Source organism: Hymenobacter qilianensis, from assembly GCF_014638675.1.
GTDB classification, from domain to species: domain Bacteria; phylum Bacteroidota; class Bacteroidia; order Cytophagales; family Hymenobacteraceae; genus Hymenobacter; species Hymenobacter qilianensis.
Genome location: NZ_BMFN01000003.1, coordinates 792,365 through 808,959 on the forward strand (window position 1 = coordinate 792,365; position 16,595 = coordinate 808,959).

The following is a 16,595-nucleotide window of genomic DNA, read 5'->3' on the forward strand; positions in this document are numbered from 1 at the left end:
TCCCCGAGGAGAGGGGAGCCTTGCTTAACAATGGCCTATTTAAGTATCGTCTGGCTCCCCTCTCCTCGGGGAGAGGGGCCGGGGGTGAGGTCCAGCGCCTGCCGGATTTCGGCGAACAGTGGCCGGGCCGCCGCGTTGGGCTGCGCGCACTGCTGCTGTAGGTTTTTCAGTCCATCGATAGCGTCCGAGTCCGGGCAACGGTCTAGCAATTCTTCCAGCAAGCAGCCAAAAGCCCGCACTTCCAGGCGTTGCAGCGCATGAGCGGTTGCCACATTTTCGGGGTCGAAAAAACAGGCAGCCCCGAAGTCGCTGAGCATACTGACGCCGCCTTCCGCGGTCAGAATATTGTGGGCATATAAGTCGCCGTGCATGATGCCGCGCTCGTGCAGGTGCTCAGCGGCGCCGGCAATGCCAGCGGCAATATGTAGCGCGTCTTCCACGCTGAAAATGGTTTCGGGATCGTAAATATCGCGGGTGCACGTCACGAAGCTTGGCGGGCCAGCGAGGTTGCCAAACGCTGGATCAATCAACTCCAGCACCAAGCCTTCAGCGCCCGCAGGATGGCCACCAATTTTGCCCCCCACCGCTATCAGATTTGGGTGAGCGCCGGCGCTGATGCAGGCGGCCATTTCGCTGCGCGGCAGGCCGTCGCTGGTCACAGCGCCTTTGAACAGCTTCACGGCCACGGCCTGCGGGGAGGCATTCTCGCGCTGCCATTGCCCCTGGTAGATAACACCCGAGGCACCCTCGCCCAATTGCTGCTGCAAGGTTAGTGCTGCCCAATCGATGGTGGTTATGGGGTGCTGGACTACGGCGGCCTGCTCGGCTGCCTCACTGAAAGGGTTGCCCGCATACGCCAGCCACGACAGCCGCGGCAAGGACAACAGCCACTCGGGCAGAGCCTTAAACCGATTCGCAGCAATGCGCACCAGCTCCAGCCGCGTGCAGGCCGCCATGCTCGCGGGCAGCTCCGTCAGCTGGTTGCCAGCTAGCATAAGCTTCTGCAAATACTTACAGTTGCCTAGCTCGGGGGGCAAATTTGTCAGCTGATTGTCGGTGAGGATAAGCCAGCGCAGGGCTGGCGTAAGCGCCGCCGCGGGCAGGGTTTGAATTTGGTTGGCTTTGAACCCGACCATGCTCAGTTGCGGGCATTGACCTAACACTTCGGGTACGCTGGTAAACTCGTTATTGGAGCAAAACAGAATGCGCAGCTTGTGCAGCCGCCCCAGGTCGGGGGGCAAATCTGAGAGCTTATTACCGGAAAGATTGAGGATTTCGAGCGTGTCAGCCAGCTCAAAAATCTCAGCGGGAAACTCCGTGAGACCTTCGGATAAGTCAAGGTGAGTGGTGCCGGCCAGCTTGCCGGCGCGCAGTTGATCGAGCGTATGCATCCGGCAAAGGTAGCGGCAGAAGGTCGCGGGCAGCGTTTCAATTGCTAGCTGGCTGCCAATAAAGCTGAAAAAAGCCTCCCAACCATTCCAAAATGACCTGGGGGCTTTTTCAGTTTTCGCGGCGGCACTAGCTTTGGGGCGGCACCGGGTATTTATCAAACAAGGTCCTGATGGCGTCGTTTATGCGCTTGGTCAGCTTGTCGGGCTTGGGCGTCAGGACGCTGGCCACGGAGCCTTCCCAGATCAGCTCATTACGGGCCGCATCCACCACTTCCACAGTGGCGGTACCCTCTTCGTAAGTGCCCGTTTTCACCTCCTGGCTTTGCCAGCGGTAGTTGCGCTGCCCAATATAAAAGGGCGCTTCCTGAATAGTCGTCTGGCGGGTTTGGGTTTTGTCTTTAATAACGACCCCAATATTCACCAGCAAATCCGGCGTATCCGACTGCTGATACCCGCGCCGCGCCATCTCGCGGCTCACGGCTTGCTTCAGGGTTTCGATGCCGGTACCAGGGCCCTGAAAATCGGCCTCGTTGCGGGCATTCACATCCATGAAGTTGTAGGTTTTATAAGCCTTAAAATCGACGCCCGATTGCTGGGTGATATTTTTTACCTGCTCAGGCGCGCAAGCAGCTAGGCTCAGCAAGAGCAATAGAAAAACAGTTTTCATACCCATAAACACCGAGAAATAACTATTGATTTAAGCAAAACCCAGCACCGGGTGCGGTAAATAAAGCTCTTCCAAACGGGTGATTTCTTCCTCCGAAAGCTGCACGTCCAGAGCGGCGACGGCATCCTCCAAGTGTCCGGTTTTGCTGGCCCCGATAATGGGGGCCGTGACCACGGGCTTCGATAGCATCCAGGCCAGCGCCACCTGGGCATTGGGCAGCCCGCGGGCTTCAGCGATTTCCGTCACGCGGGCGGCCACGTCGAAGTCATCATCGCGGGAGTAGAGCGCCTGCCCGAAGATATCGGTGCGGGCGCGCTCGGTTTCGTTGCGCGCCTTGCTGCGCTTACCCGTGAGCAGCCCCCGCGCCAGCGGCGACCACGGAATCACACCGATTTTCTGATCCTGGCACAGCGGCAGCATTTCGCGCTCCTCCTCGCGGTACACCAGGTTGTAGTGGGGCTGCATGCTCACAAAGCGCGTCCAGCCGTGCAGATCGGCCAAATACAGGGCCTGCGCAAATTGCCAAGAGAACATGGAGGAAGCCCCAATGTAGCGCGCCTTGCCCGCTTTCACCACATCATGCAGAGCTTCCATTGTTTCCTCAATGGGCGTATCGTAGTCCCAGCGGTGAATCTGGTATAGGTCAACGTAGTCGGTGCCGAGGCGCTTGAGGCTGGCATCAATGGCCTTCATTATATGCTTGCGCGACAGCCCTTTATCGTTGGGTCCCGGCCCCATGGCATTATACACTTTCGTGGCAATAACCACCTCGTCGCGGGAGGCAAAATCGCGTAGGGCCCGGCCTACTACTTCTTCGCTGGCGCCGTTGGAATACACGTCGGCTGTATCAAAGAAGTTGATTCCCAGCTCCAACGCCTTCTGTATAAAAGGCCGGCTCTGCTCCTCGTTGAGCGCCCACGGCCAGCGGTCGGTGGGGGTGCCGTAGGTCATCGTGCCCAGGCAAATTCTGGAAACCTGTAGGCCTGAGGCCCCTAAGCGAATGTAGTCCATGCTGCTATGTTGAAGTGCTGGCTATCCTATACGCTCCGACCATGGTAAAGGCCGTTGTTGAGCTTGTGGTAAACGCTCCTTGCACTTCTGGGGGGCTTTTTTATGCTTCTTCCCGCAGCTTAGGCACCAGCCAGACCACCAGTCCGCCCAAAAGCGCCACCAGCGCAAACGACCAGCGCAGGTCCGAGGCTTTGGCCACAAACCCTACCAGCGGCGGCACGATTAAAAAGCCGAAATAGCTTACCGTAGAGACGGAGGCAATGGCGGCCCCGGCACGCTCGGGGCTGGCCTTGCCCACGAGGCCAAACACCAGCGGCACCACGCACGACACGCCCAATCCGCCCAGTACAAACCCAAGGCCGGCCAGTATCGGCGTTGGGAAAGCCGCAGCCAGCAGCAAGCCGGTTGTCATCAGGATGCCGCTGGCTTGGAGCATTGGTTTGGTGCCAAAACGGCTTACTCCCCAGTCGCCGAGGAAGCGGCCTGTGGTCATGGCAACTAAGTAGGCCGTGAAGCCCAGCGTGGCTAACTCCTTGGGTGCGTGCACGGCCTGCACAAAGTACACGCCCGTCCAGTCATAGAGTGTGCCTTCGCAGGCCATGGAGGCGAACGTGATAAGGCCGTATTTCAGCAGCGGCTTATCGGGCCAGGAAAAGCGAGATTTGGTAGCCGGCGGCGAAGGAGGCAGCGCCAGCGCATTGGGGAAAAACGCCAGCGACAGCGCCGTGAGCAGCACCGCTACCCCCAGAAAGTGATAGCTAATAGGCACCGCACCTCTTATCAGCAAAGTGCCCACGCCCGCCGCCGCGAACCCCGCCACGCTCCAGACACCATGAAAAGAAGCAATAATGGAGCGCTCGTACAGCGTCTGCACACCCACCGACTGCGCGTTCATACTCAGATTGAGCAGGTTGCGGGAGGAGCCGAAGCAAAAGAGCAGCGCCACCAGCTGCCAGGTGTGGGTAGCAAAGCCCAACAGCGCCAAGGCTACATTATAAAGCACTGCGCCCGCCATCATCACATGGCGGCTACTAAAGCGCTGCAACAGCTGCCCCGTGACGGGCAGCGTGAGCATCAGGCCAGCCGGCAGGGCCAGCAAAACGCCCCCCAGCTGGGCTTCATTCAGCCCCAGCCGGTGTTGAATCAGAGGAATGCGTGAGGCCCAGGTAGCAAATCCAAACCCTGACACAAAGAAGAATAGCGCAATGGCAATGCGCGCCCGCGTGGCAGATACACGGGGCTCGGCAGTCAATACCTGACTCATAGCAAACGGATAAGCAGCACCAGAATAAGCCCCCTCATACGCAAAGAAGACCTGCATAGCCGCCGCGCGGTTATACAGGTCCTCTTTTTTCTGTCCTGTTGCTACACTCTGAGCTAGGCGCTTATAGCGTGCCGCTGCTGACTAATAAGCCAGTTGACGGCCTCGGCTTCCTGCTCAAAATACTGGTATGTAATCGATAAGTCGCGCACGGCGGCTATTATAGTAGACGTCGCCAGGCGTGCGAATACGTTTTGCGCCACCAGAACGGCGCCATAGCGGTAGCCACCTTTCTCTACTAAGCGCGGCAGCCACTGCTGAATCACGTATTCCTGCTCCTCAGGTGTAAAAGGACTCATCAACCGCTGATCTACCAGTAGGCAGCCATCCTCGCGCCGAGCCATTAGCTTCGTAACGTTATTTAGCAAGGCTTTAAAGTCATCCTCGGGCCGCGAGCCAGCCTGATACATGAGACGGGCAAAACCCAGCGGATCGTTCACGGCCCGGCCCACGGGGTTCTCATAATAAATGTGATAGCTATTCGATATTCTCAACCTTACCTCCCTTTCCCAAATTTTGCTAAATGCCGCCCCCGAACGCTGACGCAGCACCCACAGCCCCCAACTACCATACCAAGGGCTGATTTTTACATAATTTACCTTTCACGTTCTTTTCTACTCCCGAAACCAGTTTAGTTGATTGACGAATAGCATTTTAGCTTGTCGCAAGAATGGTTATAATTTTTCTGGGGGGCTTTTTCGCCCACCACTAGTTAATTACCCGGCCAGGTTGGTGTCATAGCTCTAAACGACTGCGATTTCATTGCACAAGCTGTGCATGCAAGCGCGCCAGCGTAGCGGCGGCATCTTCGCAGAGGCCGGGGTGCACGGGCGAGGTTTGCACAACGGTGCTGCGCGTAGCCGTAAGCCACCGAAACCGCTCCGCAATGGGCAACTGACCGATAGGCCCACCCTCGGCACGCCCCCTACAGATTCGCTCGAAGGCCTTCAGGCGCTCCGTTAGCTCCTGCATATCCACCTGGTCGCCGGAGAGGGCACGCAGGCGGGCTTCGGGCAGTTCAAACTGCGTTTGCAAAAACCCCTGCGCCCGACAGTACACAATGACGCCGACGTTGAGGAACTCCTCTCGCTCCACGCGCGGCACCACGCGCAGAACGGCATACTCAAATAAGTGCTTGTCGGGCATGCTGCGCTTCTTGAACAAAGGTATCTGATGCGGCAAGGCGAGCTTCCAAAAACTCTACATAGGCCGTCCGCTGCTCCTGGGCCGTGGTGTCCGTTGAGAAAGCTTCCAGCAGCCATTCGTCGGGCACCAAAGCCACAATCTCCCGAATAACATCACTTGTTAGCAGCGCTCGGCTTTCGGCGTTTACGGCTGCCAGCTCAGCGGCTTTTGGCAGCAGCACATGGTCTTTTACTTGCGCAAAAGCGCGCTGCCGGTCTGGCTGAGCCCAGCCCGAGCCGGCGTGGTGCACGTAGAGGGCCGCGCCGTGGTCAATCAGCCACAGCTCCTTGTGCCACATGAGCATATTCGTGTTGCGGGCCGTGCGGTCTACGTTCAGCGTCAGCGAGTCCAGCCACACAATTTGCGAGGCCAGATAGGGCTCGATTGCAGTCACTAGCGGGTCGAAGGTGATAGCGCCCGACAAGTAATGCAACCCCAGATTGACGCCGGTGCTGGCGCGCAGCAGGTCCTGAATTTCCTCGTCGGGCTCGGTGCGGCCGAAGGCTTCATCGAGCTGGCAGAACACCAGCTCCGGCACGCGCAGGCCCATCACCCGCGCCAGCTCGCCCACAATGAGCTCGGCAATGAGCGCTTTGATGCCTTGTCCTGCTCCTCTGAATTTCAACACGTACAGAAACCCGTCGTCGGCTTCGGCCAAAGCTGGCAGGGAGCCACCTTCCCGCAGGGGCGTCACATAGCGCGTTACATCAACGGTTCTCAAAGAAAGATTAGCCGGCATAGCCACACGAAACAGAAGAATGACCCGCAAAGGACGCACAATGCGGGGAGTTTATCGAACTAGAACCAAAAACCACGTTAAGGCGTGGCCAGAAAAGGGATGTATTAAGTCCGACCGTCATGCAGAGCGCAGCGAAGCATCTCGCGTGCTGATGTTGCCAAGCTAAACAACGACGCACGCGAGATGCTTCGCTGCGCTCTGCATGACGTTCTTATTGGTCGACAGAGTTTATATTTTACTTACTGTCATTACCGAGGAAACGCGCTAAGTAAGGGGCGGTACGGCTGGCTTTGCTCCTAGCTACTTTGGCAGGTGCATCGGCGGCTACTACCTGGCCGCCTTCATCGCCGGCACCTGGACCCATGTCAATCACCCAGTCGGAGCCGGCTACTACGCGCATGTCGTGCTCTACTACAATGACTGTGTTGCCGGCTTCCACCAAGCCGTCGAGCTGAGCCATGAGCTTTTCCACGTCGGAAGGGTGCAGGCCGGTGGTAGGCTCATCGAGCACGTAGACAGAAGTGCCGCGCTGGGTGCGCTGTAGCTCCGTGGCAAGCTTAATGCGCTGGGCCTCACCGCCGGAAAGTTCAGTAGCGGGCTGGCCCAGCCGCAGATAGCCCAAGCCCACTTCCCGCAGCACAGTGAGGGCGCGCTGCACGGTAGGCTCGGCGGCGAAAAACTTCCAGGCCACATCTACGGTCATGCCCAGCACCTCGGCGATGTTCTTCTCCTGATACGTTACTTCCAGCGTCTTAGCGTTGTAGCGCGCGCCATGGCATACCGGGCAGGGCGCGTACACGCTGGGCAGAAACAGTAGCTCTACCATCACAAAGCCTTCGCCCTGGCAGTTTTCGCAGCGACCTTTGGCCACGTTGAAGGAAAAGCGGCCGGCATCGTAGCGGCGGGCTTTGGCCATTTTAGTGGCGGCAAACAGCTTACGCACGTGGTCAAAAAGGCCCGTGTAAGTAGCCATATTGGAGCGCGGTGTGCGGCCAATGGGCTTCTGATCGACGCGCACGAGGCGCTTGATATTTTCCATGCCGCTCACAATTTGCCCCCCAGTGGCAATGGGTGCGGCCCGGGCCAGTTCGTCGCCTTCCTGCTCATCGTCGGCTTCGATTGTTTGGCCTAGATGCTCAGCTACCAGCTCCACCAGCACCTGGCTTACTAAGCTCGATTTGCCCGAGCCCGACACGCCGGTAACGGTCGTGAGCACGCCCAGCGGAAATGCTATAGCCAGCTCATTCAGGTTGTTGCGCGTGACGCCGGCCAGCCGCAGCCAGCCGCTGGGTGTGCGCGGCGGACGCGTGGGGGGCTTTTCTTCGCCAAACAAATAACGGCGCGTTTGCGAAGCAGAGACATTTGCCAAGCCGGCCGGCGAGCCGCTATAGAGCACTTCGCCTCCCTGCTCGCCGGCCGCCGGACCCACATCCACCAGCCAGTCGGCCTGCCGGATAACGTCCAGATTATGCTCGACCACAAACAATGAATTACCGCTTTGCTTCAAGCTCGCCAAGGCGGCTAGCAATGCCTCCGTGTCGGAGGGGTGCAGGCCGGCGGAGGGCTCATCGAGCACGTACACTACGCCAAACAGATTGGAATACAGCTGCGTAGCGAGTCGCAGCCGCTGTAGCTCCCCCGGCGACAAGGTTGGCGTGCTACGCTCCAGCGACAGATAACCCAGCCCCAAATCGAGCAACACGGCCAGGCGCGCTACCAGATCGGCAGCGATGCGCTGGGCCACGATAACCTGCTCGGGGTGGGCGGCATCGTGCTTTTTGCGGCCGGTGTGCGTGCCATCGGCGTAAGGACGCAACAAGTCAGCGAAGCGCTTCAGGGGCAGATGCGAAAGCTCGGCTATATCCAGGCCGGCAAACTTCACCGACAAAGACTCGGGGCGCAGGCGCTTGCCCTGGCAGAGAGGGCACTCCGTGCTGAGCATGTATTGCAAGGCCCGCTTTTTCATCAGAGGGCTGTGCGTGGTGGCAAAGGTGTGCAGCACATGGCGCTTGGCGCTGCTGAAAGTGCCCATATAGTTTGGCGGCTCCCGACGCTTCAGGGCGCGCTGGGTTTCGGCGGGCGAGTAGCCCGGATACACCGGCACCACCGGCTGCTCCTCCGTGAACAGAATCCAGTCGCGGTCTTTCTGGGGCAGCTCGCGCCAGGGCCGATCCACGTCGTAGCCGAGCGTGACGAGAATATCGCGCTGATTTTGCCCCCCCCAGGCCTGGGGCCAGGCCGCAATGGCCCGCTCCCGAATGGTGAGCGAGTCGTCGGGCACCATGGAGCGCTCGGTTACTTCATAAATGCGGCCCAGACCGTGGCAGGTGGGGCAGGCACCCTCAGGCGTATTGGGCGAAAAGGCTTCGGCATAGATAATTCCCTGCCCCGCCGGGTAGTCGCCGGCCCGCGAGTAGAGCATGCGCACGAGATTGGAAAGCGTCGTGACCGAGCCCACTGACGAGCGCGTGGTGGGCGTGCCGCGCTGCTGCTGCAAGGCCACTGCGGGGGGCAAACCTTCAATGGCATCGACCTCGGGCACGGCCATCTGGTGAAAAAGCCGCCGCGCGTACGGCGATACCGACTCCAGGTAGCGGCGCTGGGCCTCGGCGTAAAGCGTCCCGAAGGCCAAACTCGACTTGCCCGAACCCGACACGCCCGTAAATACCACTAATGCATCGCGCGGAATTTTCAGATCAACGTTTTTGAGGTTGTGCTCGCGGGCGCCGCGCACCTCTACAAAGCCGGTAAAGTCTGGTGAAGCAGGTTGGGAAGTGAATTTAGGCATGCAGGAAGAGCACAGAGTTGGACAGTCAATAAATCAGCCTTCCAATACGCATCTGGCGTCGCATTATACAGGCAGCAATGTCAATAACCTTGTCAACCCCTGACAATGAATTGATTATGAATGCCTCACGCTTTCTTCAGAGACGCGTATTCGCGTCTAGTCGTTGCCGACGTTGTTTAGACTGCTTATTTTGACACAAGTCGTTCAACGATTATTAGACGCGAATACGCGTCTCTACAGAAGGCCGGAAACCGAAGGGCATGCCCAGGCCAGTTAATTGGCTCATGTTTATAAGCACGGCCTCGGTACTTTTACGCTCATATTGGTATACACGAATTTTCTTTACCTGCGGCTTGCTCTTTTTGCGTTCAATTTCCCTTTTCCTGGCACTGCTGCTGACTTCGGTTCTGGCATTTAGTCAGGGCGTCATTCGCCAGGTAACAGCTCGTCCCGGTGATGGCACCCACACTTTGCTACGACGGCATGGCTTAAATCCGGCTACGCATTTACAGGCCTTTCTAGTGCTGAATCGGGCCAACCTGAGCAAAAATCAGGGTCTGATTGCCGGCCGAAAATATCGCCTTCCTCCCGCTTCTGCCCGCTCAAGCACTAAAGCAGCCAGCCCTAAGGCTTCCACCCGAGGAACTTTAGCGCCTATTTCACGGGCGGAACTGTATGGCAATGAATACGCTAACATAGTTGTCCGCGACCAGCAGCTGCGGGGGGCTGTTTTGTACTTGGCGGCCGGACACGGCGGGCCCGACCCGGGGGCCATTGGGCAATATGGCAATGCAGCATTGGCCGAGGACGAATATGCTTATGATGTGACGTTGCGGCTGGCGCGGACCCTGATGGAGCACGGTGCTCAGGTGTATATGATTACACAGGACCCCAACGACGGCATCCGCGACCAAGCTGTACTCAAGACCGATTACGACGAGGTAACGTATCCGCGCCAGACTATTCCGCTAAATCAGTTGGCTCGTCTGCGCCAGGGCATTAATACTGTAAATAAGCTGCATGCCCGGCATAAAAGCGCTTACCAGCGCCTGCTGACTTTGCACGTGGACAGCAGGAGCGCGGGCCAGAACATAGACGTTTTTTTCTACCACAACTCCAACAGCAAGGCCGGCCAGCAGCTTGCCCAGCGCATCCACCAAACCTTTACCGCCCGCTACCGCCGCGCTCAGCCCAACCGACCTTATTCCGGCAACGTGACGACGCGCAATTCGCTGTACGTGGTGCGCAACAGCCTCGCCCCGACCGTTTTTATGGAGCTCGGCAACATCCGCAACGACAAGGACCAGCGCCGGTTCGTTATTCCTGATAACCGGCAGGCGCTGGCCAACTGGATCTGTGAAGGCATTATAGCTGATTACCGCTCCCATCGCTAGGCTGAAATTTGCCCCCCAGAGCCACTTCTTTGGTCTGAACTAAGCTCAACGAATTCATGCAGTAGCGCAAACCGCTCGGCTCAGGTCCGTCGGGAAATACGTGGCCGAGGTGGCAGTCGCAGACGTTGCAGAGGGCTTCGAGGCGCTGCATGCGGTGGCTGTTATCGAAGACGTATTTGATGGCATTTTTGGTAATCGGCTGGGTGAAGCTGGGCCAGCCGGAAATGGCGTGGTACTTCTCGGTGGAGTTGAATAACAGGCTGCCGCAGCCCACGCAGGCATATACGCCCGGCTCGTAGGAGCGGCAGTAAGCGTTGCGGTACGGCGGCTCGGTGCCTTTCAGGCGCATCACTTCAAACTGCGCGGGCGTCAGCTGCGCCTTCCATGCCGCCTCCGACTGCTCCACCCGTCTGGGAGGTTCGGGGTTGCTGTATTTGGCATATTTCAGCACGTCGGGCCAGCGGAGCATAAGGCGTATTCTTCGTTTTTAACGTAGTAGGTTTTCCGGGTAAACGGGCGCCCGGTTCGGGTAACGTGTTTTTCCAAATTCGGCTCATCTCCCTCCTACTTTCTACTCCTTATTCTTATGAACAAATTATCCCTGGCGCGGCTCATCAAAATTGGCGCGGCGCTGCTTGTGCTGGCGACGCTACTAACCGTGTCGGCGTACCGACCCGCCGCCGACCGCGAAATGTACCAGCTCCGAATTTACCACGTAAAGACTGGGCAGCAGGAAGAGCAGGTGGAGAATTTTCTGCGGGGGGCTTTTTTGCCGGAGCTGCATAAGCTGGGCGTCCGGAAGGTGGGGGTTTTCAAGCCCATCGGCAACGATACGGCCACCGACCGGCGCGTGGTGGTGCTTATCCCCTACGCGTCGCTGGCGCAGCTGGGGCGCGTGGCGGAGCGCCTGGAACAGGACGTGGACTTTGGCAAAATCAGCCCTGCCTACTGGAACGCTGCCCACACTTCTCCTCCCTACTTTCGCTTAGAAATGATTCAGCTGGAAGCCTTTACCGATCAGCTGCGCCTGCGGGCGCCCAAGCTGCAAGGGCCGAGGCTGGAGCGCGTGTACGAGCTGCGCAGCTACGAAAGCGCCACCGAGAAGCAACACCGCAATAAGGTGCACATGTTTGCCCAGGGCGGCGAAATACCACTGTTCGAGCGCCTAGGCTTCAACGCGGTGTTCTACGCCCGCGTGGTGGCCGGCAGCCGCATGCCCAACCTCATGTACCTGACCACGTTCGAAAACCAAGCGGCCCGCGACGAGCACTGGAAAGCCTTCGGCGCAGACCCGGAGTGGAAAAAGCTGGCCGCGGCGCCTGAGTATCAGAACAACGTATCGAAGATTGATATTCTGTTCCTGCGCCCCACCGCTTATTCCGATATCTAGACTCTTGCCCGGATGCCGGACGAAGAGCAAGTAATGTTGTTTTATATAAATATTAACTCTGATGAATTATCCGGCCGCTCCGACCGTTCACACGTCTTATCCATTGCGAATCCGGCGGTGGAAAATGCCCCAGCACATGGTTTCAGTGGGCAAAGCCTTGGGCCCCGTTGAAACCATTCGGGCTACCTGATACACGCATACCTCCTCCGTAAAAACAGGGGCAAAAAAGCCCCCCAGTAGCATCAATGTCTAAGCAACAGTACTTTTTTCTGATTCTGATTCTGGGAAGCCTTTCGGCGCTCGGGCCATTTTCCATCGATATGTATCTGCCGGGCTTTCCGGCCATCGCCGAAGACCTGAATACGACGGCCGCCCGCGTGACCCTGTCCTTATCCAGCTTTTTTGTGGGCATCTCTGCCGGCCAGCTGCTGTACGGGCCGCTGCTTGACCGCTTTGGCCGCAAAAAACCGCTATATGTGGGGCTGGCCGTGTACGTGCTGGCTTCTATCGGCTGCGCGGCTGTTCAGACGATCGACGGGCTTATTTTCCTGCGCCTGATTCAGGCTGTCGGTAGCTGTGCGGCGGGCGTTGCCTCCGTGGCGATGATCCGCGACTTGTTTCCGGTGAAAGACAGCGCGAAGGTCTTTGCCCTGATCATGCTGGTCATCGGCCTCTCACCCATGATTGCGCCCACCGCTGGCAGTTACGTGACAGCGGCATTTGGGTGGCACGGAGTGTTTATCGTTTTAGCTGTCATGGGTCTACTACTGCTGGTTGCCACGTTCTTCTGGCTCCCCGAAAGCTATGAGCCCGACACGACCATGTCCCTGAAGCCCAAGCCTATCCTGGCCAATTTCTGGTCGGTGTTGCGCGAGCCGCAGTTCTACACCTACACGTTTACCGGCGCCATGTCCTTCTGCGGACTCTTCGCATATGTGGCTGGCTCGCCGCTGGTATTCATGGAGATTTTTGGGGTAAGCGGCGAGATGTACGGCTGGATTTTCGCCTTCCTGTCGGTGGGTTTAATTGGTGCCAGTCAGGTAAACAGCTACATGCTGCGGTATTATCAGAATGAGCAGCTGGTGTATGCTGCCCTCATCTGCCAGGTACTAACCGGCGTGGTTTTTCTGGTGCTGATCAGCGGCGGCTGGATTGGCCTCTACGGGACGATTGCCCTGCTGTTTATTTTCCTGTGCTGCCTCGGCTTTAGCAGCCCCAATACCGCTGCGCTTTCCCTGGCTCCTTTTTCCCGCACCGCCGGCAGCGCCTCCGCTCTGATGGGCGCCATTCGGATGGCGATGGGCGCGTTGGCCTCTATGGGGGTCAGCCTTTTTAGCAACGGCACGGCCGTACCCATGGTGGCCATTATGGCTGTTACCTCGGTGGTGGCTTTGGTCCTTTTGCTTACCGGCCGCAAACACATTACCGAACAGGTGGAAGTATCCGCTGAGCAGATGGCAGAGCCGGTACACTAGCAAACGGCCAGAGTTCTTCCTGAGATATTGGCTTCGGCCCCACGATAGCGCAGCAGTTTGCCGCGCCGTTGTGGGGCCGTTGGCATTAGCAAAAGGGTAGCAGCAGGAGGCATATATTTCTAAAATCCGCCTGGCTCTGCTTAGTAGAAAGCGCGTGTACTTGGGCTGCACTTCTCATCCGAAAAAAGACTGACTGCAAGCACTCCTGCAATGCTCCGCGGGCTAAGCAACGCAAAGGCAGTCACAAAAACCTTTCTGTAGGGGCAAGCTCCTCACTTGTTTTTTATCCGTGTCTTTTTGGCTGCTATAAGTCCGAAAAAAGTCCCCCAGAGCAGAATAAACGCCCTTTCCGGGTTGTGCACTAAGCGGTTCAGCCTTGGCAGCGATGCGCGGCCGCCTCCGATCTTTCCCCGCATAAAGCTTGCATTACCGGAAAAAGGAGGGGTAAATTGGTGAACCGTAGCCTTGTCGTAAATCCTTTTTTTACGGCTGATCAATCATGAATTAAGCAGGAGAACGAGTATCTTACACTTGCGCGTCAGTTTTTAATTACTCTCTGCTTATTGCCCACTCACGACCGTACATTTCCTCTCCCTCCCACTAACTTCTCCCCATGACCTCTCGCCGTTCCTTCGTGAAGTCCGCCGCGCTGCTGTCTGCCGGCGCACTCGTTTCGCCGGCTTTGCTGGCCGCGCCCAAATCGTATATCGGCTTGCAGCTGTACACCGTGCGCGACGCCATGCAAAAGGACCCGGCGGGTACGCTGGCCCGCGTGGCGAAGATGGGCTACAACTCGGTGGAGGGCGCCACTTACACGGGCAGCCAGAAGTTTTATGGCATGACGCCGACGGCATTTGCTGGTGTGCTCAAGCAGAATGGCCTCATCATGCCTAGCAGCCACTACCGGCTGGGCCAGGAGCAGGAAAAAGGGCAGCCAGTGCAGGGCACCATGCTGCACGGCTGGGATAAAGCCGTGGACGATGCAGCCCAGGCCGGCGTGAAGTACATGGTGTGCGCTTACCTCTCGGACGCCGAGCGTGGCGGCCTCGACCAGTATAAGTACGTGGCCGACCAGCTGAATAAAGCAGGCGAGCGGGCCAAGAAAGCCGGCATTCAAATGTGTTACCACAACCACGACTTCGAATTTGCCCCCCAGAGCGGCAAAGTGCCTTACGATCTGCTGCTCAGTGGCACAGACAAGGAGCTAGTGAAGATGGAACTCGACTTATTCTGGACCGTGAAAGCCGGCAAAGACCCCGTGGCGCTGTTTCAGCAACACCCCGGGCGCTTCCCGCTCTGGCATGTGAAGGACATGGACAACACGCCCAAAAAGAACTTCACGGAAGTAGGCAGCGGCGTCATCGACTTCAAGAAAATCTTTGCGCAGGCTGGTAAGTCGGGCATGAAATATTACTTTGTAGAGCAGGACCAAACGCCCGGCTCGCCCTTCGACAGCATCCAGAAAAGCATTACGCATATCAAGCGTACCTTGGTATAGTCCGGTACGGATTCTTGCTTGCGTTTCCATTATCCTTATCCCACCCCTTATGGAAAAGAACACCTACGATGCCATTGTCATCGGATCTGGTATTTCGGGCGGCATGGCCGCCAAAGAGCTGACAGAGAAAGGCCTGAAGACCATCATGCTGGAGCGCGGCCGCAATGTGGAACACGTAAAGGATTACGTGAATGCCAACAAAAACCCCTGGGAGTTTCCGCACCGGGGGGGCAAAACCCAGCAGATGATCGAGGACTATCCGGTGCTCAGCCGCGACTACACGCTGAACGAGCAGAATCTGGACTTCTGGGTAAAGGAGAAGGAAAGCCCCTACGTGGAGGTGAAGCCCTTCGACTGGTTTCGGGGCTACCAGGTGGGTGGCCGCTCGCTGATGTGGGGCCGGCAGTCGTACCGCCTGAGCGACTACGACTTCGAGGCCAATGCCAAGGATGGCATCGCCGTAGACTGGCCCATCCGCTATAAGGATCTGGCGCCATGGTACAGCCGCGTGGAGAAATTTGCCGGCATCAGCGGCAACCGCGACGGCCTGCCCCAGCTCCCCGACGGCGAATTTATGCCCCCCATGGAGATGAACTGCGTGGAGAAGGACGTGGCCGCCCGCATCAAGAAGAATTACAAGGACCGCCACATGGTCATTGGGCGTACGGCCAACATTACGGTGGGGCATAACAACCGCGTGGCCTGCCAATACCGCAACAAGTGCTGGCTGGGCTGCCCGTTCGGGGCGTATTTCAGCACGCAGTCGGCGAGCTTGCCCGCGGCCGTAGCTACCGGCAACCTCACGCTGCGCCCGTTTTCCATCGTCACCAAGATTCTCTACGACAAGGACACCAAGCGGGCCAAGGGCGTGGAAGTGCTCGACGCGGAAACCAATCAGACCTACGAGTATTTCGCCAAAATCATCTTCCTGAACGCCTCGGCCCTGAACTCGGCCTGGGTGTTGATGAACTCGGCTACCGACGTGTGGCCCGAGGGCCTAGGCAGCAGCAGCGGGGAGCTAGGCCACAACCTGATGGACCATCACTTCCGGGCGGGTGCCAGCGGCGAGGCTGAGGGCTACGATGATAAGTACGTGTACGGGCGCCGGGCCAATGGTATTTATATTCCGCGCTACCGCAACCTGTTTGGCGACAAGCGCGACTACATCCGCGGCTTTGGCTACCAGGGCGGCGCCGGCCGGGAAGGCTGGGGCCGCGAAATCGCGGAAATGAACATTGGGGGCGAATTCAAGGATGCGCTCACTGAGCCGGGCAAGTGGACGATGGGCCTGACCGGTTTCGGCGAAACCCTCCCCTATCACGACAACCGCGCCTACCTCGACAAAACAAAGAAAGACAAGTGGGGCTTGCCGGTGCTGGCCATCGACGCTACCATTCGCGAGAATGAGCAGAAAATGCGCATCGACATGATGCAGGACGCCAAGGAGATGCTGGAAAAAGCGGGCCTAAAAAACGTAAATACCTACAACGGTGGCTACAACCTGGGCGGCGGCATCCACGAGATGGGCACCGCCCGCATGGGCCGCGACCCCAAAACCTCTGTGCTCAACCAGCACAACCAGGTGTGGGATGCGCCCAACGTGTACGTGACCGATGGCGCGGCCATGACTTCCGCGGCCTGCCAGAACCCGTCGCTGACCTACATGGCCCTGACCGCTCGGGCCGTAGATCATGCAGTAGGTGAGTTGAAAAAGCAGAATATCTAATTCTTAATCG

14 protein-coding genes are annotated in these 16,595 nt (G+C 58.1%); 5 read left to right on the top strand and 9 right to left on the bottom strand.

Annotation, left to right across the window (positions count from 1 at the left end; all coding sequences use genetic code 11):
* Positions 1–35 precede the first annotated feature (35 nt).
* The 8 genes from IEW06_RS17585 to IEW06_RS17620 all read right to left on the bottom strand — a co-directional run bounded on the left by IEW06_RS17585 (position 36) and on the right by IEW06_RS17620 (position 9,102).
* On the bottom strand, positions 36–1,391 hold the full coding sequence (locus IEW06_RS17585; protein ID WP_187731553.1) for a leucine-rich repeat-containing protein kinase family protein: 1,356 nt from the start codon (positions 1,389–1,391) through the stop codon (positions 36–38).
* 127 nt (positions 1,392–1,518) lie between these two features.
* Entirely contained in the window at positions 1,519–2,058 is a 540-nt protein-coding gene (locus IEW06_RS17590) for a DUF4136 domain-containing protein (protein WP_187731552.1), read from the bottom strand.
* Between the two features lie 30 nt (positions 2,059–2,088).
* Entirely contained in the window at positions 2,089–3,069 is a 981-nt protein-coding gene (locus tag IEW06_RS17595; RefSeq protein ID WP_187731551.1) for an aldo/keto reductase, read from the bottom strand.
* Positions 3,070–3,169: 100 nt separating this feature from the next.
* On the bottom strand, positions 3,170–4,333 hold the full coding sequence (locus IEW06_RS17600; RefSeq protein ID WP_187734285.1) for an MFS transporter: 1,164 nt from the start codon (positions 4,331–4,333) through the stop codon (positions 3,170–3,172).
* Positions 4,334–4,446: 113 nt separating this feature from the next.
* Complete coding sequence (locus IEW06_RS17605) at positions 4,447–4,884, bottom strand: SpoIIAA family protein (RefSeq protein WP_187731550.1); 438 nt, start codon at positions 4,882–4,884, stop codon at positions 4,447–4,449.
* A 265-nt stretch (positions 4,885–5,149) separates the two neighbouring features.
* Positions 5,150–5,536 (bottom strand): DUF3037 domain-containing protein, encoded by a 387-nt coding sequence (locus IEW06_RS17610; protein ID WP_187731549.1) that lies wholly within the window; start codon positions 5,534–5,536, stop codon positions 5,150–5,152.
* Complete coding sequence (locus IEW06_RS17615) at positions 5,514–6,314, bottom strand: HipA family kinase (protein ID WP_187731548.1); 801 nt, start codon at positions 6,312–6,314, stop codon at positions 5,514–5,516. The genes IEW06_RS17610 and IEW06_RS17615 overlap by 23 nt, the downstream gene beginning before the upstream one ends.
* A gap of 235 nt (positions 6,315–6,549) precedes the next feature.
* Positions 6,550–9,102: an excinuclease ABC subunit UvrA gene (locus tag IEW06_RS17620; RefSeq protein ID WP_188548671.1), complete on the bottom strand. Its 2,553-nt coding sequence runs from the start codon at positions 9,100–9,102 to the stop codon at positions 6,550–6,552.
* A 362-nt stretch (positions 9,103–9,464) separates the two neighbouring features.
* Between IEW06_RS17620 and IEW06_RS17625 the strand changes: the two genes are divergently transcribed.
* The gene (locus IEW06_RS17625) at positions 9,465–10,496 is read left to right on the top strand and encodes an N-acetylmuramoyl-L-alanine amidase family protein (protein ID WP_223284452.1); all 1,032 of its coding nucleotides are present in this window, start codon (positions 9,465–9,467) and stop codon (positions 10,494–10,496) included.
* Here IEW06_RS17625 and msrB read toward each other — a convergent pair.
* Positions 10,468–10,965, bottom strand: coding sequence for a peptide-methionine (R)-S-oxide reductase MsrB (gene msrB, locus IEW06_RS17630; RefSeq protein ID WP_187731547.1), 498 nt, complete (start codon positions 10,963–10,965; stop codon positions 10,468–10,470). The two genes, IEW06_RS17625 and msrB, sit on opposite strands and share 29 nt — an antisense overlap.
* Before the next feature lie 117 nt (positions 10,966–11,082).
* Between msrB and IEW06_RS17635 the strand changes: the two genes are divergently transcribed.
* The 4 genes from IEW06_RS17635 to IEW06_RS17650 all read left to right on the top strand — a co-directional run bounded on the left by IEW06_RS17635 (position 11,083) and on the right by IEW06_RS17650 (position 16,585).
* Positions 11,083–11,886, top strand: a complete 804-nt coding sequence (locus IEW06_RS17635; RefSeq protein WP_187731546.1) for an NIPSNAP family protein — start codon at positions 11,083–11,085, stop codon at positions 11,884–11,886.
* 245 nt (positions 11,887–12,131) lie between these two features.
* Positions 12,132–13,361: a multidrug effflux MFS transporter gene (locus IEW06_RS17640; RefSeq protein ID WP_187731545.1), complete on the top strand. Its 1,230-nt coding sequence runs from the start codon at positions 12,132–12,134 to the stop codon at positions 13,359–13,361.
* A 613-nt stretch (positions 13,362–13,974) separates the two neighbouring features.
* A complete protein-coding gene (locus IEW06_RS17645) occupies positions 13,975–14,859 on the top strand; it encodes a sugar phosphate isomerase/epimerase family protein (RefSeq protein WP_187731544.1) in 885 nt (294 codons plus the stop codon).
* Positions 14,860–14,908: 49 nt separating this feature from the next.
* Complete coding sequence (locus tag IEW06_RS17650; RefSeq protein ID WP_187731543.1) at positions 14,909–16,585, top strand: GMC oxidoreductase; 1,677 nt, start codon at positions 14,909–14,911, stop codon at positions 16,583–16,585.
* Positions 16,586–16,595: the final 10 nt, after the last annotated feature.